We start from the raw sequence: 21,966 nt of genomic DNA, 5'->3' as shown, positions 1-21,966 counted from the left end.
ATGATGACTGAAAGCGATATTACTCCGAGCGCCGCAGACCGGCATCATCCGCTTCTGAAGCTGGCGCTGGAATTAGGGCCGCTTCTGGTCTTCTTTTTTGCCAATCTGCGTGGCGAATGGCTGGTCGCGCGTTTTCCGGCATTGACCGAACTCGGTGGTCCGCTCTTCGTGGCGACAGGGCTATTCATGGGCGCAACCATTCTCTCGCTGGTGGTTTCCAAGATCATGCTCGGCCATCTGCCGATCATGCCCTTCGTTTCAGGCATCGTCGTGCTGATCTTTGGCTCGCTGTCGATCTGGCTGCAGAACGAAACCTTCATCAAGATGAAGCCGACCATCGTCAACGCGCTCTTCGGCTTTGCCCTGCTCGGCGGCCTTGCCTTCGGCAAGTCGCTGCTCGGCTATGTCTTCAACGCTGCCTTCCAGCTCGATGCCGAAGGCTGGCGCAAGCTGACGATCCGCTGGGGCATCTTCTTCCTCTTCCTCGCGGTGCTGAACGAGGTCGTCTGGCGCAATTTCTCGGATAATTTCTGGGTCGCCTTCAAGGTCTGGGGCACGATGCCGATCACCATCATCTTCACGATGGCGCAGATGCCGCTGGTGCTGAAGCACAGCATTTCCACCGAGGCGGAAAGCGAAAAGTGACTGTCATCGACGGCGCCGACCGAGCGCGGCATCAGGTCTTCTGGTTTTCTGCCTGCCTTGCGGTGTTGATCGTCCAGATCATCGCCGAATATCTGATGGGCCGGGTGCCGATCTGTACCTGTGGTTACGTCAAACTCTGGGAAGGCACGGTCAATTCCAGCGGCAATTCCCAGCACCTGTCCGACTGGTACACGCCGTCGCACATCATCCACGGCTTCCTGTTCTACGGGCTTGCGCACCTCCTGCTTCGCGGCAAGCCGCTTGCGGCGAAGCTGCTTCTGGCAATGCTCGTCGAATCCGGCTGGGAGCTTCTGGAAAATTCGCCTCTGATCATCGATCGCTACCGCACGGCGACGATCTCGCTCGATTATTACGGTGACAGCATCATCAATTCGGTCATGGATACGATCTTCATGGCCGTCGGCTTCTTCTTCGCCTCGAGAGCGCCCGTGGCGCTGACGGTTGCCATTGCGATCTTCTTCGAGATATTCACCGGTTACGTGATCCGGGACAATCTGACGCTGAATGTGCTGATGTTGATCTGGCCTGTCGAAGCGATCAAGGTCTGGCAGAGCGGGGCTTAAGAAACCGGCTTGCCCAGCGCCTTTTCCATTGCCGGAAAAAGGCCTTCCTTCAGGCTGATATCGTCGAAAGGGCCGACACGCTTGTAAATGATCGTGCCGTCGGGTGCTACGAGATAGCTTTCCGGAATGCCGTAGACACCCCAGTCGATCGCTGCCTTGCCGTTCGGGTCTATGCCAATGGCTTGGTAGGGGTTGCCGAGTTCGCCGAGGAAGCGCAGGGCGTTCTCGTTCTTGTCCTTATAATTGATCGCAACGATGTTCAGCCGCCCATCCTCGGCGAGCTGCTTCAGGAGAGGATGTTCGTCGCGGCAGGGAATGCACCAGGAGGCGAAGACGTTGACGAGAGTGAGCTTGCCCTTGACCGCCTCATCCGTCAGCGCCGGCAGTCCAGAGCCTTCGAGCGGCGGCAGATTCAGCGGCGGCGCTTCCGTTCCGATCAAGGCGGACGGAATCTCGGCGATGTTCTTGCCATGGAAATCCTGATCGTAGAGCATTTTTGCTGCAGTCGCGGCAATACCGCCGAAAACGACCAGCGGTATCAGTGCAAGTGCATAGCGGCTGGGGCCGCGGCTCTTCGGTCTATCCTCTTGTGGAGCCTCGGTCATTCGCCGTCCTTCGGTCTGGCGGAACGGCGGCGGATGCCGGCGGCTTCGAGCGCTGCCAATTCCTTCTGGCGCGCCCGCCCGTCAGACCAGGTCCAGAGCGTCACCGCAATCGTCACGAGGGCAGCAAAGCCATAGGAGCCATAGACGTAAAAAGCGTAGGAGCCGCCCATCGCTATTCCTCCCGGCCTGCCATACGGGCGGCCATGCGGCGCTGGGAGGCGATACGGCGGCGCCAGATCTCGTTTCTCATCGCCATCAGATGCAGGGTGAAGAACAGCAGGGTGAAGGCGATCGCCATGATCAGCAGCGGGCGCAGGAATTCCGGATCGATCGCCGGGCCTTCAAGGCGCATGACGCTTGCCGACTGATGCAGCGTGTTCCACCAGTCGACCGAGAACTTGATGATCGGTATATTGACGAAGCCGACGAGGATGAGGACGGCGGTAACGCGCGCAGCCCTGGAGGGTTCATCCATGGCGCGGTTCAGCGCGATCAGGCCGAGATACATCAGGAAGAGAATGAAGACCGAGGTCAGTCGCGCATCCCAGACCCACCATGTGCCCCACATGGGCTTGCCCCAGAGCGAGCCTGTGACGAGTGCAAGCAGGGTGAAGGCGGCTCCGAGCGGGGCGGCGGCCTTGGCCGACACATCAGCCAGCGGATGGCGCCAGACGAGTGTGCCGATCGCCGAAATGCTCATGATCGTATAGCACATCATGGACAGCCAGGCCGTGGGCACATGCACATACATGATGCGCACGGTCTCGCCCTGCTGGTAATCCCCTTCCGTCGAGAAGCTCAGATAGAGGCCGATGATAAAACAGAGGGCGGTGATGCCGGCCAGCCATGGAATGACGCGCGATACCAGCGCCAGAAACCGCGTCGGGTTGGCGAGGTCGCTGAATTTGCTGATGGCAAGGCTCGTTTCGCTCATATCCGCTTCCTTACCTTGATCCGCCCGGAGCCGCAATCGAAGTGGCGATCAATCCGCCGTGTTTCTGAGTGCCAGCGCGGCCGCAGCCGGACCGATGACGGCGAAGAAAAGCGTCAGGGCAATGAGGATCAGAAACGGCGGCAGGAAGGGCGCCGGTCCCACGACCGCCGCATAGGTGGCGCTGACGCCGAAGATCAGCACCGGGATCGTCAGCGGCAGGATCAGTACCGAGACCAACAGGCCACCGCGCGGCAGCGCAACGGCAACGGCTGCACCGACGGCGCCGATGAAGGTGATCGCCGGCGAGCCGACAAGAAGGGTAAGCATGGTCGCGCCGATCGCTGTCTCGTTCATGTTCATGAAGAGGCCGAGCAATGGGGAGGCGATGACGAGCGGCAGGCTGGTTGCCGTCCAGTGTGCAGCGCATTTGACGAGCACGGTCAGCACCAGCGGTGTTTCCTGCATGAGCATCAGATCGAGCGAGCCGTCGTCGCGCTCCGCCTGGAACAGGCGATCGAGCCCGAGAAGGGCCGCAAGTAGAGCGCCGATCCAGACGATGGCCGGGCCGATGCGCGAGAGCAGCGCAAGATCAGGTCCGATACCAAAAGGAATGACGGCGACGATCGTCAGAAAAAAGAGGATGCCGATCAATGCGCCGCCGCCAGCGCGGATGGAAAGCCTGAGGTCGCGAAGGAAGAGGGCGATCATTCCCAGACTCCCTGGTCGACGCCGGCAAAACCGGTCATGCGTAATTCTCCGGCATTCTCAAGCCCGAGCGGCTGATGGGTCGCGGCGATTACGATGCCACCTTCCCGGCGGTGCGTTTCGATCAGCCCCGCGAACAATTTGTCTGCGCTCGCATCCAGTGCTGCCGTCGGCTCGTCCAAGATCCAGACTGGGCGATACGCTACCAGAAGTTTGGCGAAGGCAAAGCGGCGCTGCTGGCCGGCGGAAAGGTAACCAAAGGGCAGGTGGGTTATGCCGGGCAGGCCGACAGCTTCTGCTGCATCTTCAGTGCTGAGGCCTACGACTTCAGCCGGCCCGAGAAAAGATCGCCAGAAATCCAGATTTTCTGCAACCGTAAGTTCATTCTTCATTGCGTTACGATGACCGAGGTAGTGGCTTGCTTCTGCTGCCGGGCGCCTTTCGCCACCGTGCAAATCGGCTGTTGTGACTGAGCCTTTTTCAGGTCTTAAAAGGCCTGCCACCACCCGCAGTAAAGTGGACTTTCCCGATCCGTTTTTACCCGTCAGGATAAGCGCCTCGCCGGCCTGCAAGTGAAAGGAAACGTTAACGAAAATCAGATCTTCCCCGCGCCGGGCAGCCAGATTTTCAGCGATAAGATGCATGCATCGGCTCTTTCTTCATTGCGCCCTCGGGCAGGCTCAAAAAATGTCCAATTTTGACCTTTGTCGGTATGGCAAGTCTTTACGAAATTATCTATAAGACCTGCAACCACGCCAGCGGTCGGCGTGAATTTCATCCTTGCGCCGAACTTGAGGTCTTCTCCTCACGTGCGGACAGCGGAAATGGCCGTACCCGCATCCTGATGTGCATTAAGTGCATAGGCGTTCGCACGACTGTGTTGGCTATCAGAAACGGGGTCTCTCGTGTCTAAATCTCTTGACAGTTTCAATTGTCGGTCCACGCTTTCCGTTGGTGGAAAGGACTATGTCTACTACAGCCTGCCGAAGGCTGAGGCAAACGGCCTGCCGGGCGTATCGAAGCTCCCCTATTCGATGAAGGTGCTGCTGGAAAATCTGCTGCGCTTCGAGGATGGTCAATCGGTCACCAAGGAGCACATCCTTGCCGTCGCCGAATGGCTTGATAACAAGGGTGCCGTCGAGAACGAGATCGCCTACCGTCCGGCCCGCGTGCTGATGCAGGACTTCACCGGCGTTCCCGCCGTCGTCGACCTGGCCGCAATGCGCGACGCGATGGTTTCTCTCGGTGGCGATCCGGAAAAGATCAATCCGCTCGTTCCCGTTGACCTCGTCATCGACCACTCCGTCATCGTCGACGAATTCGGCACGCCGCAGGCTTTCGCCAGAAACGTCGAGCTGGAATATCAGCGCAACGGCGAGCGCTACCGCTTTCTGAAGTGGGGTCAGCAGGCGTTCAAGAATTTCCGCGTCGTTCCTCCGGGCACCGGCATCTGTCACCAGGTCAACCTCGAATATCTCGGCCAGACCGTCTGGACGAAGGAAGAGGATGGCGAAACGATCGCCTATCCTGATACCTGCGTCGGCACCGATTCGCACACGACGATGATCAACGGTCTCGGCGTTCTCGGCTGGGGTGTGGGTGGTATCGAAGCTGAAGCCGCCATGCTCGGTCAGCCGGTTTCGATGCTCCTGCCCGAAGTCATCGGCTTCAAGCTGACTGGCAAGCTGAAGGAAGGCGTCACTGCGACCGATCTCGTTCTGACCGTCGTGCAGATGCTGCGCAAGAAGGGTGTCGTTTCCAAGTTCGTCGAGTTCTTCGGCCCGGGCATGGACAACATGCCGCTCGCCGACCGCGCGACGATCGGCAACATGGGTCCGGAATATGGTGCCACCTGCGGCTTCTTCCCGGTCGACGGCGAAACCATCAACTACCTCACCATGTCCGGCCGTACGCATGACCGGATCGCGCTCGTCGAAGCCTATTCCAAGGCTCAGGGCATGTGGCGTGAAGGCGACGGCTCCGATCTCGTCTTCACCGACACACTGGAACTCGATCTCGGCGACGTCGTTCCGTCGATGGCCGGTCCGAAGCGTCCGGAAGGCCGCATCGCGCTCGAAAACATCGCTTCCGGTTTCGCCGGCTCGATGGATGCCGACTACAAGAAGCCCGGCCAACTTTCCAACCGCTATGCGGTCGAAGGCACGGATTTCGATCTCGGCCATGGTGACGTCGCGATTGCCGCCATCACCTCCTGCACCAACACCTCCAACCCGTCGGTTCTGATCGCTGCAGGTCTTCTTGCCCGCAACGCCGTTGCCAAGGGTCTAAAGACCAAGCCGTGGGTTAAGACCTCGCTTGCTCCGGGATCGCAGGTGGTCGGCGAATATCTTGCCAAGTCCGGCTTGCAGGCCGATCTCGACAAGCTCGGCTTCAATCTCGTCGGTTTCGGCTGCACGACTTGCATCGGCAATTCCGGCCCGCTGCCGGCGCCGATCTCCAAGACGATCAACGACAAGGGCCTGATCGTTTCCGGCGTGCTCTCGGGCAACCGTAACTTCGAAGGCCGTATTTCTCCGGACGTCCAGGCGAACTATCTCGCTTCGCCGCCGCTCGTCGTCGCCTACGCACTTGCCGGCACGGTGCAGAAAGACCTGACCAAGGAGCCGATCGGCGAAGACCAAAACGGCAACCCGGTCTATCTCAAGGACATCTGGCCGACCTCGCACGAGGTTCAGGACTTCATCCAGAAATACGTGACCCGCGAGCTCTACGAAACCAAGTATGCCGACGTCTTCAAGGGCGACGAAAACTGGCAGGCCGTTCAGGTTCCTCCAGGCCAGACCTATGCCTGGGACGACGACTCGACCTACGTCCAGAACCCGCCGTACTTTGTCGGCATGGGCAAGAAGGGTACCGGGACGTCGGACATCAAGGACGCACGCGTTCTTGGCCTCTTCGGCGACAAGATCACGACCGACCACATTTCTCCGGCCGGTTCGATCAAGGCCGCTTCGCCGGCTGGGGCCTACCTGCTTGGCCATGACGTCGCAGTCGCCGACTTCAACCAGTACGGTACGCGTCGCGGCAACCATGAAGTCATGATGCGCGGCACCTTCGCCAATATCCGCATCCGTAACTTCATGCTCGGCGCCAACGGCAAGGAAGGTGGTTACACTATCCACTATCCGTCCAAGGAAGAGACCTCGATCTACGACGCGGCCATGCAGTACAAGGCCGAAGGCGTTCCGCTCGTCATCTTCGCGGGCGTGGAATATGGCAACGGCTCCTCGCGTGACTGGGCTGCAAAGGGTACCAACCTGCTCGGCGTCAAGGCCGTGATCGCTCAGAGCTTCGAGCGTATCCATCGTTCGAATCTGGTCGGCATGGGTGTCATCCCCTTCGTCTTCGAAGAGGGCACGACCTGGCAGAGCCTCAACCTGAAGGGCGACGAACTCGTCACCATCGAGGGCCTCGAAAACATCAAGCCGCGCGAAAAGAAGATCGCCAAGATCACCTACGCCGATGGAACGGTAAAGGACGTTCCGTTGCTGTCGCGTGTCGATACGCTGGACGAGGTCGTCTACCTCAACAATGGCGGCATCCTGCAGACGGTTCTGCGGGATCTTGCAGCCTGATTGTTAAGATACTTTCCTGATAATGACCGCCGGAGAGCAATTTCCGGCGGTTTTTCTTTGCGGAAAACGAGGGTGTTTCACTGCTCACGGTGATGTGTTTTGGCTGCACTCCGCCTGGGGCTCCGTCTCACCCGTTCGTGACTTTGCGTTTGGACCTGGAAGGATTATTCGTACGTTCATATCTCAGAGCCGGCGGTTCAGGACTGTTGCCGGCGCTGAAAAAGAGGTGCTGGTGAATGTCCCCGCGTTTTTTGATCCCGCTGGTCGCCGGGCTTGCCTTTGCAGGTCCGCTCTTGGCCGAAGACGGCACGCCGAAAGGCGTCGTTGAACTGTTCACGGCGCAGGGCTGCGCCTCCTGTCCGCCGGCCGATGCCGCATTCCGCAAGCTTGTCAGCCAGGGCAATGTCATCGCACTCGCCTATCATGTCGACTACTGGAATTATCTCGGCTGGGCCGACACGCTGAGCTCAAAGGAAAATACTGAGCGGCAGTACGGCTATGCCCGCATGATGGGCCGCAGCAACGTCTACACGCCGCAGGCAATCGTCAATGGCCGTGACCATCTTGCAGGTGCGGATCTCGCCGGCATCAACGGCAAGATAAACGGCTATGCCAACGAGGGTAAAGGCCTGACAATACCTGTGAGTGCGCGTATGAGCGGCGATGAGTTGGAGATCAAGCTCGGCGCCGGACAGGGCAAGGCCAATGTCGTGATCGTCTATTTCGAGAAGGAAAAAACGATCGATGTCGAGAAGGGCGAAAACAGCGGCAAGAAGATTTCTTACCTCCACAGTGTGACCGATGTGGAGACCGTCGGCATGTGGGACGGCAAGGCCACGACGCTCACCCTGCCGGCGAGTGTGATGGAAAAACCTGATCTGGAGGGGTCGGCGATTCTCTTGCAGTCTGCGACGCCTAACGGCGATCCGGGAGCAATCCTCGGCGCGGCCGTCGTCATGGCTGGAAAAAATATCTAAGAATTTCATCCGCTTGCGGATGAATATCAGGCGGCCCGGCCAAGCGTATTCGGGGCTGGGGTTAAGGTCGATACGCTCCGCCGGGCCCTTTGGCGCGCTGGCGCCAAACTGGAACCTATAGTTCTCTTGGAAATGAGGCGCTGTTTTGACTGAAATGCGGCGCTCCGGAGAAAGCCGGTTTCGTCCACAGTGTGACAGTCCGTACCCTTGCAATTTGCCGTGGCTCGGGCAAACTGTCACTCTCCTGTCACACGTGGAGGTCTTGGGAGTCTGATGACAGATACGCCGGATTTGCGACACGGCGAAAGCCGCTCCGTCGACAATAGTTCTTCAACCGTCGTTGATCTCAGGGAATACAGACAAAACAAGGAGCCGATGCCGGTGACATTTCACCGGCGGGAGCTCGACCAGATCCTGTGGATCTACGGTCGTATGGTGGGCGAGGGCGAGTGGAAAGACTATGCCATCGACCACACCAAGGAGAAGGCAGTCTTCTCTGTCTTCAAGCGCTCAGGCGAAATGCCTCTCTTCCGAATCGAGAAGAACCCGAAGCTTGCCGCAAAGCAGGGCGCTTTTTCCGTCGTGAATTTTAACGGCATGATCCTGAAGCGCGGGCACGAGCTCGGACCGGTGCTGAAGGTCTTCGACAAGTCGTTGAAGCTCGTCGACAAGTAGACAAGCTCATCCCTTGAACAGCGTACCGGGATAGGCATCAGGATCGGGGTGGGTTTCCGTCCCTTCGCCGAGTTCGCGCTGCATCAGCATCGTGTCCAGCCAGCGGCCGTGCTTATAGCCAGTACCCTTCATCAGGCCGATCACTTCGAAACCGAGCGAGCGGTGAAGCGCGATCGAAGCCGGGCTCGCGCCGCCGATGACTGCGGTCATCTGTCGAAAGCCAGACACAGTGCAGCGGGAGATCAGCTCTCCGAGCAGCAGCTTGCCGATGCCCTTTCCGCGCGCCTCCGTGCTGAGATAAATCGAATCCTCGACCAGCCAGCGGTAGGCTGGCCGCGTGCGGAAGGCGGAGGCATAGGCGTAGCCAAGCAGGGTTCCGTCTTCGCCGGTGGCGGCAATGTACGGATAGCTCTGCTCGCGGATGGCGGAGAAGCGGGCTGCGATTTCTGCCTGCGTCGGCGGTACGATCTCGTAGCTGGACGTACCGGTCAGCACGGACTCGCGGTAGATTTCGGTAATGGCGGGAAGATCGGAAGGAAGGGCGTCGCGTAGAATAGGGGGCATTTCGAGTCGATCGGCATGGTTGAGAGAAGGCTCTTGTTGAAGCACTCCGGTCAACTGCTCGCAACAAAAAAGGCGGCCGAAGCCGCCTTTCGTGTTTCAGTCCAGCTTGGTTATTTCCGGTTGCCCATGAACTGCAGCAGGAACATGAAGAGGTTGATGAAGTCGAGGTAGAGCGTCAGGGCGCCCATGATGGCCTTGCGGCCAGCGACGTCATAACCGTCTGCTTCATAATACATTTCCTTGATCCGCTGGGTATCGTAGGCGGTGAGGCCTGCGAAGATCAGCACGCCGATCACGGAGATTGCGAACTGCAGGGCCGACGAAGCCAGGAAGATGTTGACCAGCGAAGCGATGATCAGGCCGAAGAGACCCATGATCAGGAACGAGCCCATCGCCGACAGGTCACGCTTGGTCGTGTAGCCGTAGAGCGACAACGCACCGAAGGAGGCGGCGGTCACGAAGAAGGTCTGTGTGATGCTCGATTGCGTGTAGATCAGGAAGATCGACGACAGCGAGAGACCGACCAGCGCAGCATAGATCCAGAAGGTTGTCTGAGCCGCAGCCACGCTCATGCGGTTAATGCGGAAGCTCAGGAAGAAGACCGCCGCAAGAGGCGCAAGGATCACGACCCAGCGCAGGGGCGACTGGTACAGGACCTGGCCGAACTGGGTGAGCTGGCCGTCCTGGACGGCGAAGGTGAATGCGAAATAGGCGGCCAAACCAGTGATCGCCAGACCCAGCGCCATCAGGTTGTAGACCTTGAGCATATAAGCGCGGAGGCCTTGATCAATCACTTCGCCGGTTTGTGCACGGCTTTGGTAGTTTCGAAGATCAGCCATAGTTTCCTCTTACAAGCTCCGATGAAGATACGGTGTCGGGTTCACGACCCGGGCGCCGCTGCGGAGCTCCAGCATGCCTGCAGACAATATGAGGCTTTCGCTCATTTCAAACAAGGCCTTTGCAACCAGCCGCTCGGTTAAATCGCCGTAAGGTGAAGGGATTTGAGCATCCCAACCGCTACAGCTCGCGCAAAACGGGTGCTGCCTTCTGCCCGAGAATGCGCCAGGTGCCGATGAGGCCGATGCCGACAGTCAATACGAGAGCCGTGATGAGCGTGAGTCCGGCGACATCGGGCATGAAGCTGGAGGGCAGGCGCATGATGCGGCTGACGATGAACCAGGCGGCCACGCCGCCGGCAAAGAGTGCGAAGATGGCGGTGGCAACGCCGAGGATCAGATATTCGTAGCTGAAGGCGCGGATCAGCATGGCTCTCGTCGCGCCAAGAGTTTTCAACACCACCGCATCATGCGTTCGCGCACGGTTGCCGGCGGCAAGTGCACCAGCCAGCACGAGGACGGAAGCGATGAGGGCGACGGAAGCTGCAGCGCGGATCGCGGTTGCAAGCTCGCCGACCAGCTGGTTGACGATATCGATCGCGTCCTTGACACGCACGCTGGTGATCGTCGGATAGGTGTTGGTCACGGATTTCAGGATTGCAGCGTCATCCGCCTCGGTCGAGGCAGGGTCGGTCAGTGTCGCAAGCCACGCATGTGGGGCACCACGGAACGTGTTCGGAGAGAAGACCATCACGAAGTTGATCGACAGCGATTCCCACTCGACCCGCCGCAGATTGGCGATCTTGGCCGTGATGTTGCGGCCGAGGACGTTGACAGTCACAGTATCGCCGATCTTGAGGCCGAGTTCATGTGCCTCTTCCGCGGAAAAGGAAACAAGCGGCTCGCCACTGTAGTCCTTTGCCCACCATTGACCTTCGACAAGTGTCGAATTTTCCGGCGGGCTTTCCTCGTAAGTGATGCCGCGGTCGCCGTTGAGCACCCAGCGGCCAGCAGCGGGAACATTCATCTTGGTCACGTCCTGGCCGTTAAAGGCGATGATGCGGCCGCGCAGCATCGGCACTTCCACCAGTTTGCCATTTGGTGACCGGGTGTGGATCAGGTTGCGGAAGGTATCGAGTTCGGCGCCCTGGATATCAACGAAGAAGAAAGTCGGCGCGCCTTCATTCATGCGGCCGGTCAATTGCTGGCGCAGGTTGCCGTCGATCAGCGTCAGGGTCACCAGCAGCGCAAGGCCGAGGCCGAGCGAAAGGACGACGGAGGGTGTCAAAGCGCCGGGGCGATGAATATTGCCGATCGCCAGCCGGAGCGCCGGCGAATTTACGCGCGGGCTCCTGCGCGCCAGCCAGGCGATCAGAGCCGCGACAAGACGCAGAATGACGAAGGCGAAGATAATGGCTCCGACGAAGACCACAGCAATGAAGCGGTCATAGGCGGTAAAGATGGCAAGGCTGGCCAATGCGGCCAGGAAGAGCACGGCCAGCAGCACATAGGGCCAGGAGGGCAGGCGGCGGGCTTCAAAGCCTTGCTCGCGGAAGAGCGCGGTTGCCGGAACCTCGCGTGCATGGCCGAGCGGCAGGATGGCGAAGGCAAGTGTCGTCAGTATGCCGAAGAGGGCCGCAAGCAACAGCGCGCCGGGATAGAGCGTCGGATCGGTAGAAACTGGCAGGAATTGGGCAAGGAACTGTGCGGCCAGCATTGGTGACAGCGCGCCAAGCACCAGGCCGATCACGACGCCGCCCGCCGCGATGATGGCGATCTGGAACAGATAGATCCACACCACGACGGCCGCCGGCGCGCCGAGGCATTTGAAGGTCGCGATCGTGGTTCGTTTGGCGTCGAGGAAGGCGCGTACCGCGTTGGCGACGCCGACGCCGCCGACGATCAGAGCGGTCAGGCCGACCAGCGTCAGGAACTGTGAGAAGCGGGTGATGTTTTCCGTCAGCGACGGTGCTGCACGATCACTGGTGCGGATCGACCAGCCGGCCGAAGGAAATTCTCTGGTAGCGCGGGCCTGGATGCCGGCCATCGCGCCACGGTCTTCGAGCTTGATCTTGTAGGCATGCTCCACAAGGCTGCCTGTCTGGATCAGCCCGGAGGCTTGAAGCGCATTCCGGCTGACCAGCATGCGGGGGGCGAAACCGAAGCCTTCCGAGAGCGCATCCGGTTCCGTCTTGACGGTACCCGTGATGCTGAGCTTGACGTTTCCGAGCAGCAATTCATCGCCGATCTGCAACCCCAGCCGCTCCAGCAGTAGTGGGGCTACAATGGCGCCGTAGGTACCGCCTTCTCCTGATAGCATGGAGGCGAGCGGATAGTTCGGTTCCGCTTCGAAGGTGCCGTAGAGAGGATAGGCCTCGTCGACGGCCTTGACCTCGACCAACGCTTGATCGGATCCGTCGGGCTTGCGGGCCATGGAGCGAAGGCCGGTGGAGACGGAGACTTCTCCGAGGCCGCGCAGGAAATTCATCTCCTCTGGTGTGGCTTCACGGTTGTTGAGCTCGAAACGAACGTCGCCAGCAAGAAGCTCCTGCCCCTGCGAAGCGATCGTATCTGTGATCGACTGCGACACCGAATTGACGGCGGCGATTGCCGCAGTGCCGAGTGCGATGCAGGCGAGGAAAATGTAGAAGCCCTTCAGGCCGCCGCGCAGCTCGCGCAGGGCCAGACGGAAGGCGAGCGAGATACGCGGCGTAACGATCGTCATGCAATCGCCGCCTCGGATTGGCGGACGGCACTATCACCTTCGATGCGGCCGGAGCGGACGCGGATCTGACGTGAGCAGCGGTTGGCAAGGCCGATATCATGGGTCACCAGCAGCAGGGTCGTGCCGCGTTCGGCCTGCTTGGAAAACAGGAGGTCGGCAATCTGCCGGCCGGTATCGGTGTCGAGATTGCCGGTCGGCTCGTCGGCTATCAGCAGGGCGGGAGATGGTGCCAGCGCGCGGGCGATCGCCACACGCTGCTGTTCGCCGCCGGAGAGCTGGCCGGGATAGTGGCTCAGGCGTTCGCCGAGGCCGACGGAATTCAGCTCGCGTTGGGCGATCTCGAAGGGGTTGGGAATATTGGCGAGCTCGAGCGGCACCGCGACGTTTTCCAGCGCCGTCATGTTGGCAATCAGATGAAAGGACTGGAAGACGATGCCGATGTTGCGGCCGCGGAAATCTGCGACCTGATCCTCGCTCAGCGCATGAAGCGGTGTGTCATTGATGTTGATCTCGCCGCTGTCGAGCTTTTCCAGTCCCGCAAGCACCATCAGCAGCGTCGACTTGCCGGAGCCCGAGGGGCCGACGATGCCGACGGATTCGCCGGCGCTGATCTCCAGATCGATGCCCTTCAGCACATGGACGGAGGCAGCGGCATTGCCGAGCGTCAAATCGGCGTGTTTCAGATCGATGATGGTTTTGGCCAACAGAAATCGCCCTATATAATTCCCTAACCGAATGGCCGCATAACGGCACCTAGCCAATCTAGGGAAAGCACTATGAGATTTAAAGTTGCCGCCCTTCACTTCGCTGTCATCATCTTCTCGCTGATTTTCTCGACAGTTGCCGAAGCGCGTACGATCAATCTGGTCGGTTTCGGCGATAGCCTGATGGCAGGTTACCAGTTGCCGCCAGGCGACGGCTTTCCAGAGAAGCTGCAGACGGCTCTAAGGGCCAGAGGGATTGACGTTTCGATCACCAATGCCGGCGTCTCGGGTGACACCACCACAGGTGGGCTTGCGCGAATCGACTGGTCCATTCCTGACGGAACCGACGGGGTGATCCTCGAACTTGGCGCCAATGATGCGCTTCGCGGTATCCCTCCGGAACAGAGTGAAAAAAATCTCGACCAGATGATAAGCCGGTTAAAAGAGCGTGGCATTGCCGTGCTCCTTGCCGGCATGATGGCGCCGCCGAACATGGGTCCGGACTATGCCGAACGCTTCAACCCGATCTACCAGAAACTTGCGGAAAAACATGGGGTTGAGCTCTATCCATTCTTCCTCGACGGTGTGGTGCTGGATGCGGGCCTGAAGCTCGATGATGGCATGCATCCCAATGCCAAGGGCGTGAACGTGATGGTGGAGAAGATGGAGCCGGCTGTCACAAAATTCGTCAACACGATTTCTTCTGTGAAGAAATAGGGGCTTGCACAGGTTTGTAATGCGTGATTCCGTGTGAGCACCTGCAAAAGATTCGGGGAGTGCTCGTTATGCCGAGACTATTTACCGCCCTCGAAATTCCGCGCAATGCGGCGATGAGCCTGTCATTGTTGCGTGGTGGTCTTCCCGGAGCACGATGGATCGATGTGGAGAATTACCACATCACACTTCGCTTCATCGGCGATGTCGATGGCCGCACCGCAGATGAAATCGTCGAGCGCCTTGACCGGATCGATCGGCCGGAATTCCAGCTTCGGCTGGATGGCATCGGCTCTTTCGGCTCCAAGAAACCGCATTCGATCTGGGCTGGCGTTTCTCCTTCGCCGGAAATGTACGCCCTTCAAGGCGAGATCGAGCGGATCTGCCAACGCATCGGCCTGCCGCCGGATCCGCGAAAATTCACGCCGCATGTCACGCTTGCCCGGCTGAAATATTCCCGTGTCGATGACGTGGTCCACTACCTCGCGGGTCGCGGCAACTTCCAGACCTCGACCTTCACCGTGCCGCGTTTCGTGCTTCTGTCGTCGCGCGAATCTGTCGGCGGGGGGCCTTACCTGACCGAGGAAGTCTTCCCGCTCCACGAGCCGCTGATGGCGCCGAGCCTTTCGACCAGCGTGTTGCAGCCGGCCAAGAGCCTCGCATAGACGAGTTCAAAATCTTCCGGGCCGCCATAATAGGGGTCCGGAATATCTTCGCCGGTGCCAAGCGCGAAATCACCATAGAGACGAATGTTGTCTGCGTGTGGCGAATGGCGGCGCAGTTCCACGACATTCGAGCGGTCCATGGCGAGGATCAAATCGAAATCGTCAAAATCCTCGGGCAAGATCTGTCGGGCGCGCTGCCCGGTAATGTCGATGCCATGCGCGCTGGCCGTGGCGATCGAGCGAGGGTCGGGCAGTCCCCCTGATGCCAGCCGCCGAGGCCGGCGGAATCGATGCGGAGTGCATCGCCAAGGCCTGCCTCGCCCACAACGTGATCAAATATTCCCTCGGCGAGTGGAGAGCGGCAGATATTGCCAATGCAAACAAAGAGGAGACTGATACGTTTCATCTGAGGATCCGACGGAAGGATGAAAGGAGCATGGCATGAAAATGGAAAAGCTGGAAAGATCGGCCATCAACCAATCGCTCGGCGAACTCAAGGGCTGGGTGCTCGACGATTCTGCAAGTTCGATTTCGAAGACATTCAAATTCGCGAGCTTTGTGGAGGCTTTCGGTTTCATGGCGGAATCGGCGCTTGCCGCCGAGAAGCTCAACCATCATCCGGAATGGTTCAACGTCTATTCCCGTGTGGAGGTGAAGCTCAACACCCATGATGCCGGTGGGTTGACGGAGCTGGACTTCAAGCTGGCAAAGGCCATGGAGAAGGCGGCGGCAAGACGCCCCAATTGAATCGGCCGATTGATTCAGCTTGGGCCATCACCATATGATCGGAGCGAGGAAAAGGGATATCGGGATGGACGAGGTCAAATACGGAGAGATCCTGTTGCCGGGCGACGAGGACACGCAGAACCGGCGCGAGGAGACGGTGCGGCGGAAATTCTGGCCGACCTTTCGTCGTGCGGTGCGGCAGATTCCGTTTTCACGCGATGTAGTCGCCGGCTTTTATTGCGCGCTCGATCCGCAGACGCCCACCAGAGTGCGCGGCGTGCTTCTGGCGGCCCTTGCCTATTTCGTCATGCCTGTCGACGTCATCCCGGATATCTTTGCCGTTATCGGCTTTTCGGATGATATTGCCGTGCTGTCGGCGGCATTTGCCATGGTCAGGGGCAATATCCGGCCAAGCCACTATGAGGCGGCCGATCGTGTTCTTGCCGACCATTCCGAAGACGGCATGAAGACGATCTAGGTCTCTTCCCGTTCCAGCAGGTTCCGGAGCTTGCCGAAGGCAAGCCTGATGCGCGATTTGACCGTGCCAAGCGGTAGGCCGGTCGCTTCGGCTATTTCGGTATGCGACTGGCCAAGGAAGAAGGCGGCCTGCAACAGCGCTCGCTGTTCCTGCGGGAGTTGGCCGACGGCATCGCGTACTTGGGCATCACGATCATCATTGGCGACGATTTCGTCGGCGCGCATTTCTTCCGGGGGCTGAAGCGTCGGATCCTCCACGTCGAAAACGCGCGCCAGCGCGCGGCGGTGGAGATCGATGCGCCGATTGCGGGCGATGCGGAAAAGCCAGGTAGAGAACGAGGAGCGAGTAGGATCGTAGAGATCGGCCTTGTGCCAGACAACGATCATAATCTCCTGCACCAGTTCCTCAGCCTCGCCTGACGTCATTTTCTGGCGCATCAGCCACGATTTCAGGCGCGGCGCGAAATGGTCGAAGAGTACGGAGAATGCCGACTCGTCGCGCTCATCGGCAACGGCCTTTGCGAGGGCAGCGAAACGCTGTCTTTCCTCGGCATCCATCCCTCTCACGAACTCCCCGCAGCCAAGATTTCGATCTGAATTTCCTCACCTTAACGACCTACAACGGATTTTAGAAAGGTCAAACTCTTGCCTGAATCTTTGTGTCTTAAATTCAGCCGATCCGATGGGCTCAACCATCAAGGCAGCGGGTAACCCTTACGCGCAGCTGTCGGTTCGCAAACTAACAGTCGGGCGAAAATGAAACAGTTAGATACAATTTGCAGCCATTGTTGACCATTTGGTAACCTGAATTAAGTCAAAATAAAGCAGATCGTGATTATGCGCCGCCCGCAATGATCGCTTCGGGCCTTGAACCGCAAGAACCGGCAGGAATTCCATGTTTGTAAAAAGTATCGTATCCGCTTTCGCCCTCACAGTTGCTATGACCGGAGTGGCGGCAGCGCAGCAGGCGGCTCCGACCCGCATCCAGCAGTTCCAGGCATGGGGCGCTTATTCCTACAAGTCCGGCAACGCCACCGTTTGCTACGTGCTTTCGGTGCCGACCGCCAAGCAGCCGGCAAGCGTCGATCATGGTGATAACTTCTTCATCGTGTCGCAGCGCCCTGGCCAGAATATTTCCTATGAGCCGCAGGCTATGATGGGCTACACGGTGAAGGAAAATTCGAAGATCAACGTTACGATCGACAATAAAACTTTCGTGATGTTCACCAAGGACAAGGCCGGATGGGTCGAGAATGCGGCTCAGGAGCCGGCGCTCGTCGCAGCCATGAAGACCGGTCATTCCATGACCGTCAGCGCTACCTCGCGCAAGGGTACCGGCACCTCCTACAGCTATTCTCTGTCCGGCATCTCGGCTGCGCTGAAGCAGATCGAAAGCTGTAAGTAAGCTCGCGTTTCGAGCCAATGTTTCGAAGGCCGGCCTTGCGCCGGCCTCTGTCGTTTCCATCTATAGTGACGCTTCCATGTCTAGTGACGTGGGGCGAAAATGATGCTAAAGCGGCGCGCAGCTGCGGAAGGGTCGCGATTTATCGCCGCTCCGCCATTCATTTTCTGCAATCACGCGTCAGCGGCCCCGTAAGTCTTCCGGCTTTCCGGGATGGTTGCCATGTTGAGTTCGGGATTAGAAGATTATGTCCGTCATGGATGCGATGACCGTTGCCAACCCCGCCACGCGGGCGCCTCTCGGCGTTGAGCTTTCGCCAAAGCCGTCGCTGATCGGTCTGACGCGCGAGGAAATGGGTGCGGCACTGCGCGAAAAGGGCGTGCCGGACAAGCAGATCAAGATGCGTGTCTCGCAGCTCTGGAACTGGATCTATGTGCGCGGCGTCTCCGATTTCGACCACATGACGAATGTCGCCAAGGACATGCGCGAGATGCTGAAGCAGCATTTCACTATCGCCCGGCCTGAGATCGTCGAGGAACAGATTTCCAATGACGGTACACGCAAGTGGCTGCTGCGTTTTCCGCCACGTGGCGCCGGCCGGCCGGTCGAGATCGAGGCCGTCTATATTCCCGAAGAAGGCCGTGGTACGCTTTGCATTTCTAGCCAGGTCGGCTGCACGCTCACCTGTTCCTTCTGTCACACCGGCACGCAGCGCCTGGTGCGTAACCTGACTGCCGAGGAAATCCTGTCCCAGCTTCTGCTGGCCCGCGACCGGCTGGGCGACTTCCCGGATCGCGACGTGCCTGTCGGCGCCGTCGTGCCTTCCGAAGGCCGCAAAGTCAGCAATATCGTGATGATGGGTATGGGCGAGCCGCTCTATAACTTCGATGCCGTCAAGCAAGCGTTGTTGATCGCCACCGATGGTGACGGCCTGTCGTTGTCCAAACGCCGCGTGACGCTATCCACGTCAGGCGTCGTACCCGAAATTCTTCGCACCGGTGACGAAATCGGCGTCATGCTGGCGATCTCGCTGCATGCCGTTCGCGACGACCTGCGCGATATTCTCGTGCCGATCAACAAGAAGTATCCGTTGAAGGAACTGATCGAGGCCTGCCGGAACTATCCGGGGCTTTCAAACGCGAGGCGTATCACCTTCGAATATGTGATGCTGAAGGACGTCAATGACAGCCTGGAAGACGCCAAGGGACTGATCCAGCTCCTGAAAGGCGTGCCGGCGAAGATCAACCTCATCCCCTTCAATCCGTGGCCGGGCACCAACTACCAGTGCTCCGACTGGGCGCAGATCGAGAAGTTTGCCGATTTCATCAATTCGGCCGGTTATGCTTCGCCGATCCGCACACCGCGCGGCCGTGACATTCTGGCGGCCTGCGGTCAGCTCAAGTCGGAATCCGAGCGCTTGCGAAAGACGGAACGTCTTGCCTTCGAGGCGATGATGATCGCCAATCACGGCGCCGACGACTGATCAGCAAGTTTGATCTTCATTACAATTCTCCGCGATTGATTATCGAGGGCACTTTTCCTAAAAATGCCCTCAAAATCATCCTGGAGGACACTCATGCGTTCAATTCTTCTGGCTTTTGCCGCAACCTTGGCCCTGACGCTGCCGGCGAAGGCGGATGACGTCACGGTTGCCGTGACCGCGATCGTCGAACATCCGGCACTCGATGCAGCGCGCAACGGCGTGCGCGATGTGCTGGCCGCTGCCGGCTACAAGGAAGGCGAGAACCTCAAGTTCGTCTTCGAATCCGCGCAGGGCAATCCGGCAACCGCAGCCCAGATCGCCCGCCAGTTCGCCGGTGATGAGCCCAATGTCATCGTGCCGATCTCCACGCCATCCGCCCAGGCCGTCGTTTCCGCGACGCGCGATATCCCTGTCGTCTTCACCGCCGTGTCCGATCCGCTCGGCGCGCAACTCGTCAAGAACATGGACAAGCCCGGCGGTAACGTGACTGGTCTTTCCGACATGTCGCCGGTCGGCGAGCATATCGCGCTGATCAAGGAAATCCTGCCGAACGTGAAGACGATCGGTTACCTCTACAATTCCGGCGAGGCGAACTCCGTCTCGCTGCTGGCAGCGCTGAAGGCCGAAGCCGACAAGGCCGGCATCACCATCGTAGAATCGGCTGCCACGAAGTCTGCCGAAGTGCAGGGCGCCGCCCGCGCGCTGGTCGGCCGTGCCGATGCGATCTACATCCCGACCGATAACACGATTATCTCGGCGCTCGAAGGTGCGGTTGCCGTTGCCGAAGAGAGCAAGCTGCCACTCTTCACTGCTGATACGGACTCCGTTTCTCGCGGCTCGATCGCAGCGCTCGGCTTCAACTATTATGATGTCGGCAAACAGACGGGAGAGATCGTCGTGCGGGTGCTGAAGGGTGAAAACCCGGGCGATATCGCGGTGAAGACCGCAGCTGGCAGCGACCTCGTCATTAACAAGGCCGCCGCAAGCAAGATGGGCGTGACTCTGCCGGAAAGCGTTATTTCACGCGCGAACAAGGTCATTGAATAAACGACCGTCGTTCCAGGGTCTTAGTGACAATCAGCCGCTCCCGTTTGCACGGGGGCGGCTGTTGCATTACAGCGCCGCGCGCCAGACGGCGCGCAAAGGACGCTGTAACAATGTAAAAACTGCGCGTAATCCTTTCCTTAAATCGGTTCCGATTTAAGGGGTTATGCGCTAAAAGGCTCCGGTTTCGCGACGGGCGGAACGGAAACAAGAAGGGGCTGAAAGCCTTGAGCCAAATCGCATTCTGGGGGGCCGTCGAGCTCGGCCTGGTCTATTCCTTCGTCGCTCTCGGCGTCTATCTTGCGTTCCGTGTCCTCGATTTTCCGGATCTGACGGTGGACGGTTCGTTTCCGCTTGGCGCGGCGGTGACTGCAGTGTTGATCATTGCTGGCCTCAATGCCTGGCTTGCGGCTCTGATTGCGATGAGTGCAGGTGCTGCGGCAGGTATGGTGACGGCGCTCCTCAATGTGCGCTTCAAGATCCTGAATCTTCTCGCCTCGATCCTGACGATGATCGCGCTCTTCTCCGTTAACCTGCGAGTGATGGGCAAACCGAATGTCGCGCTTATCAATGCCGATACGATGATCAGCCCCTTCTTCGGTCATGGTCTGAGGGATTTTTACGTGCGCCCGTTTTTCGTCGGCGTTCTGGTTGTTGTCGCCGTCATCGTCGTCTGGCGCTTTTTGGAAAGCGATGCCGGGCTTGCGATGCGTGCAACCGGCGCCAATGCCCGCATGGCCCGCGCCCAGGGTGTCGATACCAGCAGGCAGATCTATCTGGGCATGGCGATTTCTAATGCACTGGTGGCACTTGGCGGCGCACTCTTTGCACAGACCAACGGTTTCGCCGACGTGACATCTGGCGTCGGCACCATCGTCGTCGGCCTTGCTGCCGTCATCATCGGTGAGACGCTGCTCGGTCGCCGCGGGCTGCTGATTGCGCTTGTTGGATGCGTACTCGGCTCCATCATCTACCGCATCGCCATACAGCTTGCGCTTTCGAGCGATGTCGTCGGTCTGCAGGCCTCCGACCTCAATTTCGTGACGGCCGTGCTCGTGACCGTCGCCCTCATTCTTCCCCGCCTTCGCCGAGGTGCCGTATCATGATCAGCGTCAAGGACATTAAGGTCGTTTTCGGGCGCGGTACGCCGCTGCAGAAGCAGGCGTTGAACGGCGTCAGCCTGACTATCGAGGAAGGCTCTTTCGTCACCGTCATCGGCTCCAACGGCGCTGGCAAATCGACACTGCTCGGCGTGCTCGCCGGGGATGTCATGCCGAGCGAAGGCTCGGTACTAATCGGCAAGACCGATGTGACGCGCAAGTCGACGGCCAAGCGTGCCGGCATGGTTGCACGTGTGTTTCAGGATCCGCTGACCGGAAGCTGCGGCGCGCTGTCGATCGAGGAAAACCTCGCGCTCGCCGCCCGGCGCGGTGAAAAGCGCGGACTTGGCTCGGCGCTCGGCGGTAACAGGCGCGACTATTTCAAGGAGCGGATCGCCGAGCTCAATCTCGGACTGGAAAACCGGCTGAAGGATCGAATGGACCTGCTGTCCGGTGGGCAACGACAGGCCGTTTCGCTGGTCATGGCAACGCTTGCCGGTTCGGAAGTACTGTTGCTCGACGAGCATACGGCAGCACTTGACCCTGGCATGGCCGAGTTCGTCATGAACCTCACACAGAAGATCGTCTCCGAGCGCAAGCTGACAACGATGATGGTGACGCACTCCATGCGTCAGGCACTGGACTACGGTCACCGTACGATCATGCTACATGGCGGCGAGATTGTTCTAGATGTCGCCGGCGACAACAGGAAGAACCTGCAGGTCGAAGACCTGATCGCCATGTTCCGCAAGATGCGCGGCCAGACGCTCGATGACGATGCCCTGCTGATCGGCTAAGCCGGCAG

Annotated in this window: 25 protein-coding genes and 1 pseudogene; 15 read left to right on the top strand and 11 right to left on the bottom strand. The window is 59.3% G+C overall.

Going from position 1 to position 21,966, the window contains the following annotated elements; genetic code table 11:
* Both KQ933_RS18585 and KQ933_RS18580 read left to right on the top strand, forming a co-directional pair.
* A complete protein-coding gene (locus KQ933_RS18585; protein WP_216756224.1) occupies positions 1–645 on the top strand; it encodes a septation protein A in 645 nt (214 codons plus the stop codon).
* Complete coding sequence (locus KQ933_RS18580; protein WP_216756223.1) at positions 642–1,229, top strand: DUF2585 domain-containing protein; 588 nt, start codon at positions 642–644, stop codon at positions 1,227–1,229. The genes KQ933_RS18585 and KQ933_RS18580 overlap by 4 nt, the downstream gene beginning before the upstream one ends.
* Here KQ933_RS18580 and KQ933_RS18575 read toward each other — a convergent pair.
* From KQ933_RS18575 to ccmA, 5 genes are read right to left on the bottom strand one after another with little or no spacing between them, the layout of a single operon-like run.
* Positions 1,226–1,834, bottom strand: coding sequence for a DsbE family thiol:disulfide interchange protein (locus tag KQ933_RS18575; RefSeq protein ID WP_216756222.1), 609 nt, complete (start codon positions 1,832–1,834; stop codon positions 1,226–1,228). The two genes, KQ933_RS18580 and KQ933_RS18575, sit on opposite strands and share 4 nt — an antisense overlap.
* Positions 1,831–2,004 carry a heme exporter protein CcmD gene (gene ccmD / locus KQ933_RS18570; RefSeq protein ID WP_216756221.1) on the bottom strand — a complete coding sequence of 58 codons (174 nt, stop codon included), beginning with the start codon at positions 2,002–2,004 and terminating at the stop codon, positions 1,831–1,833. The genes KQ933_RS18575 and ccmD overlap by 4 nt, the downstream gene beginning before the upstream one ends.
* Positions 2,005–2,006: 2 nt before the next feature.
* Complete coding sequence (locus KQ933_RS18565) at positions 2,007–2,768, bottom strand: heme ABC transporter permease (RefSeq protein ID WP_216756220.1); 762 nt, start codon at positions 2,766–2,768, stop codon at positions 2,007–2,009.
* A gap of 48 nt (positions 2,769–2,816) precedes the next feature.
* A complete protein-coding gene (gene ccmB, locus KQ933_RS18560) occupies positions 2,817–3,476 on the bottom strand; it encodes a heme exporter protein CcmB (protein ID WP_216756219.1) in 660 nt (219 codons plus the stop codon).
* Positions 3,473–4,117, bottom strand: coding sequence for a heme ABC exporter ATP-binding protein CcmA (gene ccmA, locus KQ933_RS18555; protein WP_216756218.1), 645 nt, complete (start codon positions 4,115–4,117; stop codon positions 3,473–3,475). Before ccmA ends, ccmB begins: the two co-directional genes overlap by 4 nt.
* A 261-nt stretch (positions 4,118–4,378) precedes the next feature.
* On the opposite strand from ccmA, the gene acnA reads away from it, so the two are divergent.
* The 3 genes from acnA (at position 4,379) to KQ933_RS18540 (ending at position 8,721) form a co-directional block, all read left to right on the top strand.
* Positions 4,379–7,069, top strand: coding sequence for an aconitate hydratase AcnA (gene acnA, locus KQ933_RS18550; RefSeq protein ID WP_216756217.1), 2,691 nt, complete (start codon positions 4,379–4,381; stop codon positions 7,067–7,069).
* 236 nt (positions 7,070–7,305) lie between these two features.
* Positions 7,306–8,046, top strand: a complete 741-nt coding sequence (locus KQ933_RS18545; RefSeq protein ID WP_216756216.1) for a thioredoxin family protein — start codon at positions 7,306–7,308, stop codon at positions 8,044–8,046.
* Between the two features lie 273 nt (positions 8,047–8,319).
* A complete protein-coding gene (locus KQ933_RS18540) occupies positions 8,320–8,721 on the top strand; it encodes a DUF2794 domain-containing protein (protein WP_216756215.1) in 402 nt (133 codons plus the stop codon).
* Positions 8,722–8,727: 6 nt separating this feature from the next.
* On the opposite strand, the gene KQ933_RS18535 is transcribed toward KQ933_RS18540, so the two are convergent.
* The 4 genes from KQ933_RS18535 to KQ933_RS18520 all read right to left on the bottom strand — a co-directional run bounded on the left by KQ933_RS18535 (position 8,728) and on the right by KQ933_RS18520 (position 13,550).
* Positions 8,728–9,285 carry a GNAT family N-acetyltransferase gene (locus tag KQ933_RS18535; protein ID WP_216756214.1) on the bottom strand — a complete coding sequence of 186 codons (558 nt, stop codon included), beginning with the start codon at positions 9,283–9,285 and terminating at the stop codon, positions 8,728–8,730.
* A 110-nt stretch (positions 9,286–9,395) separates the two neighbouring features.
* A complete protein-coding gene (locus KQ933_RS18530) occupies positions 9,396–10,124 on the bottom strand; it encodes a Bax inhibitor-1/YccA family protein (RefSeq protein WP_112545650.1) in 729 nt (242 codons plus the stop codon).
* Positions 10,125–10,302: 178 nt separating this feature from the next.
* Complete coding sequence (locus KQ933_RS18525) at positions 10,303–12,846, bottom strand: ABC transporter permease (RefSeq protein WP_216756213.1); 2,544 nt, start codon at positions 12,844–12,846, stop codon at positions 10,303–10,305.
* Complete coding sequence (locus KQ933_RS18520; protein ID WP_183734406.1) at positions 12,843–13,550, bottom strand: ABC transporter ATP-binding protein; 708 nt, start codon at positions 13,548–13,550, stop codon at positions 12,843–12,845. Before KQ933_RS18520 ends, KQ933_RS18525 begins: the two co-directional genes overlap by 4 nt.
* A 72-nt stretch (positions 13,551–13,622) precedes the next feature.
* Here KQ933_RS18520 and KQ933_RS18515 point away from each other — a divergent pair, with 72 nt between their 5' ends.
* Positions 13,623–14,267: an arylesterase gene (locus KQ933_RS18515; protein ID WP_216756212.1), complete on the top strand. Its 645-nt coding sequence runs from the start codon at positions 13,623–13,625 to the stop codon at positions 14,265–14,267.
* A gap of 68 nt (positions 14,268–14,335) precedes the next feature.
* Positions 14,336–14,929 (top strand): RNA 2',3'-cyclic phosphodiesterase, encoded by a 594-nt coding sequence (gene thpR / locus KQ933_RS18510; RefSeq protein WP_183734404.1) that lies wholly within the window; start codon positions 14,336–14,338, stop codon positions 14,927–14,929.
* Here thpR and KQ933_RS18505 read toward each other — a convergent pair.
* Positions 14,836–15,269: pseudogene (locus KQ933_RS18505) on the bottom strand (low molecular weight protein-tyrosine-phosphatase). The gene thpR and the pseudogene KQ933_RS18505 sit on opposite strands and share 94 nt — an antisense overlap.
* On the opposite strand from KQ933_RS18505, the gene KQ933_RS33470 reads away from it, so the two are divergent.
* From KQ933_RS33470 to KQ933_RS18495, 3 genes are all read left to right on the top strand, one after another.
* Complete coding sequence (locus KQ933_RS33470) at positions 15,192–15,374, top strand: hypothetical protein (protein WP_253958343.1); 183 nt, start codon at positions 15,192–15,194, stop codon at positions 15,372–15,374. The pseudogene KQ933_RS18505 and the gene KQ933_RS33470 sit on opposite strands and share 78 nt — an antisense overlap.
* Positions 15,371–15,676, top strand: a complete 306-nt coding sequence (locus KQ933_RS18500) for a 4a-hydroxytetrahydrobiopterin dehydratase (protein WP_216756211.1) — start codon at positions 15,371–15,373, stop codon at positions 15,674–15,676. The genes KQ933_RS33470 and KQ933_RS18500 overlap by 4 nt, the downstream gene beginning before the upstream one ends.
* A gap of 64 nt (positions 15,677–15,740) precedes the next feature.
* On the top strand, positions 15,741–16,133 hold the full coding sequence (locus KQ933_RS18495; protein WP_216756210.1) for a YkvA family protein: 393 nt from the start codon (positions 15,741–15,743) through the stop codon (positions 16,131–16,133).
* On the opposite strand, the gene KQ933_RS18490 is transcribed toward KQ933_RS18495, so the two are convergent.
* Positions 16,130–16,690, bottom strand: a complete 561-nt coding sequence (locus tag KQ933_RS18490) for a sigma-70 family RNA polymerase sigma factor (RefSeq protein ID WP_216756209.1) — start codon at positions 16,688–16,690, stop codon at positions 16,130–16,132. The genes KQ933_RS18495 and KQ933_RS18490 overlap by 4 nt on opposite strands.
* 337 nt (positions 16,691–17,027) lie before the next feature.
* Here KQ933_RS18490 and KQ933_RS18485 point away from each other — a divergent pair, with 337 nt between their 5' ends.
* The 5 genes from KQ933_RS18485 (at position 17,028) to KQ933_RS18465 (ending at position 21,958) form a co-directional block, all read left to right on the top strand.
* Positions 17,028–17,537, top strand: coding sequence for an invasion associated locus B family protein (locus KQ933_RS18485; protein WP_216756208.1), 510 nt, complete (start codon positions 17,028–17,030; stop codon positions 17,535–17,537).
* A 244-nt stretch (positions 17,538–17,781) separates the two neighbouring features.
* Entirely contained in the window at positions 17,782–19,017 is a 1,236-nt protein-coding gene (gene rlmN, locus KQ933_RS18480) for a 23S rRNA (adenine(2503)-C(2))-methyltransferase RlmN (protein WP_216756207.1), read from the top strand.
* A 93-nt stretch (positions 19,018–19,110) separates the two neighbouring features.
* Positions 19,111–20,064, top strand: coding sequence for an ABC transporter substrate-binding protein (locus tag KQ933_RS18475; RefSeq protein WP_216756206.1), 954 nt, complete (start codon positions 19,111–19,113; stop codon positions 20,062–20,064).
* Positions 20,065–20,288: 224 nt separating this feature from the next.
* Complete coding sequence (locus tag KQ933_RS18470) at positions 20,289–21,167, top strand: ABC transporter permease (RefSeq protein WP_216756205.1); 879 nt, start codon at positions 20,289–20,291, stop codon at positions 21,165–21,167.
* On the top strand, positions 21,164–21,958 hold the full coding sequence (locus tag KQ933_RS18465) for an ABC transporter ATP-binding protein (RefSeq protein WP_216756204.1): 795 nt from the start codon (positions 21,164–21,166) through the stop codon (positions 21,956–21,958). The genes KQ933_RS18470 and KQ933_RS18465 overlap by 4 nt, the downstream gene beginning before the upstream one ends.
* Positions 21,959–21,966: the final 8 nt, after the last annotated feature.

This window comes from Rhizobium sp. WYJ-E13 (genome assembly GCF_018987265.1).
Classification (GTDB): domain Bacteria; phylum Pseudomonadota; class Alphaproteobacteria; order Rhizobiales; family Rhizobiaceae; genus Rhizobium.
This window is presented reverse-complemented; position numbering and strand designations above follow the sequence as displayed.

Excerpts from the sequence above, each read along its gene's own strand:
- KQ933_RS18465 (WP_216756204.1), top strand. The coding sequence starts at position 21,164 with ATGATCAGCGTCAAGGACATTAAGGTCGTTTTCGGGCGCGGTACGCCG.
- KQ933_RS18530 (WP_112545650.1), bottom strand. The coding sequence starts at position 10,124 with ATGGCTGATCTTCGAAACTACCAAAGCCGTGCACAAACCGGCGAAGTG.
- KQ933_RS18525 (WP_216756213.1), bottom strand. The coding sequence starts at position 12,846 with ATGACGATCGTTACGCCGCGTATCTCGCTCGCCTTCCGTCTGGCCCTG.
- KQ933_RS18490 (WP_216756209.1), bottom strand. The coding sequence starts at position 16,690 with ATGGATGCCGAGGAAAGACAGCGTTTCGCTGCCCTCGCAAAGGCCGTT.
- KQ933_RS18585 (WP_216756224.1), top strand. The coding sequence starts at position 1 with ATGATGACTGAAAGCGATATTACTCCGAGCGCCGCAGACCGGCATCAT.
- KQ933_RS18545 (WP_216756216.1), top strand. The coding sequence starts at position 7,306 with ATGTCCCCGCGTTTTTTGATCCCGCTGGTCGCCGGGCTTGCCTTTGCA.
- KQ933_RS18500 (WP_216756211.1), top strand. The coding sequence starts at position 15,371 with ATGAAAATGGAAAAGCTGGAAAGATCGGCCATCAACCAATCGCTCGGC.
- KQ933_RS18575 (WP_216756222.1), bottom strand. The coding sequence starts at position 1,834 with ATGACCGAGGCTCCACAAGAGGATAGACCGAAGAGCCGCGGCCCCAGC.
- KQ933_RS18565 (WP_216756220.1), bottom strand. The coding sequence starts at position 2,768 with ATGAGCGAAACGAGCCTTGCCATCAGCAAATTCAGCGACCTCGCCAAC.
- ccmD (WP_216756221.1), bottom strand. The coding sequence starts at position 2,004 with ATGGGCGGCTCCTACGCTTTTTACGTCTATGGCTCCTATGGCTTTGCT.
- KQ933_RS18540 (WP_216756215.1), top strand. The coding sequence starts at position 8,320 with ATGACAGATACGCCGGATTTGCGACACGGCGAAAGCCGCTCCGTCGAC.
- KQ933_RS18495 (WP_216756210.1), top strand. The coding sequence starts at position 15,741 with ATGGACGAGGTCAAATACGGAGAGATCCTGTTGCCGGGCGACGAGGAC.
- ccmB (WP_216756219.1), bottom strand. The coding sequence starts at position 3,476 with ATGATCGCCCTCTTCCTTCGCGACCTCAGGCTTTCCATCCGCGCTGGC.
- ccmA (WP_216756218.1), bottom strand. The coding sequence starts at position 4,117 with ATGCATCTTATCGCTGAAAATCTGGCTGCCCGGCGCGGGGAAGATCTG.
- KQ933_RS18475 (WP_216756206.1), top strand. The coding sequence starts at position 19,111 with ATGCGTTCAATTCTTCTGGCTTTTGCCGCAACCTTGGCCCTGACGCTG.
- rlmN (WP_216756207.1), top strand. The coding sequence starts at position 17,782 with ATGTCCGTCATGGATGCGATGACCGTTGCCAACCCCGCCACGCGGGCG.
- KQ933_RS18515 (WP_216756212.1), top strand. The coding sequence starts at position 13,623 with ATGAGATTTAAAGTTGCCGCCCTTCACTTCGCTGTCATCATCTTCTCG.
- KQ933_RS33470 (WP_253958343.1), top strand. The coding sequence starts at position 15,192 with ATGCCAGCCGCCGAGGCCGGCGGAATCGATGCGGAGTGCATCGCCAAG.
- thpR (WP_183734404.1), top strand. The coding sequence starts at position 14,336 with ATGCCGAGACTATTTACCGCCCTCGAAATTCCGCGCAATGCGGCGATG.
- KQ933_RS18485 (WP_216756208.1), top strand. The coding sequence starts at position 17,028 with ATGTTTGTAAAAAGTATCGTATCCGCTTTCGCCCTCACAGTTGCTATG.
- KQ933_RS18535 (WP_216756214.1), bottom strand. The coding sequence starts at position 9,285 with ATGCCCCCTATTCTACGCGACGCCCTTCCTTCCGATCTTCCCGCCATT.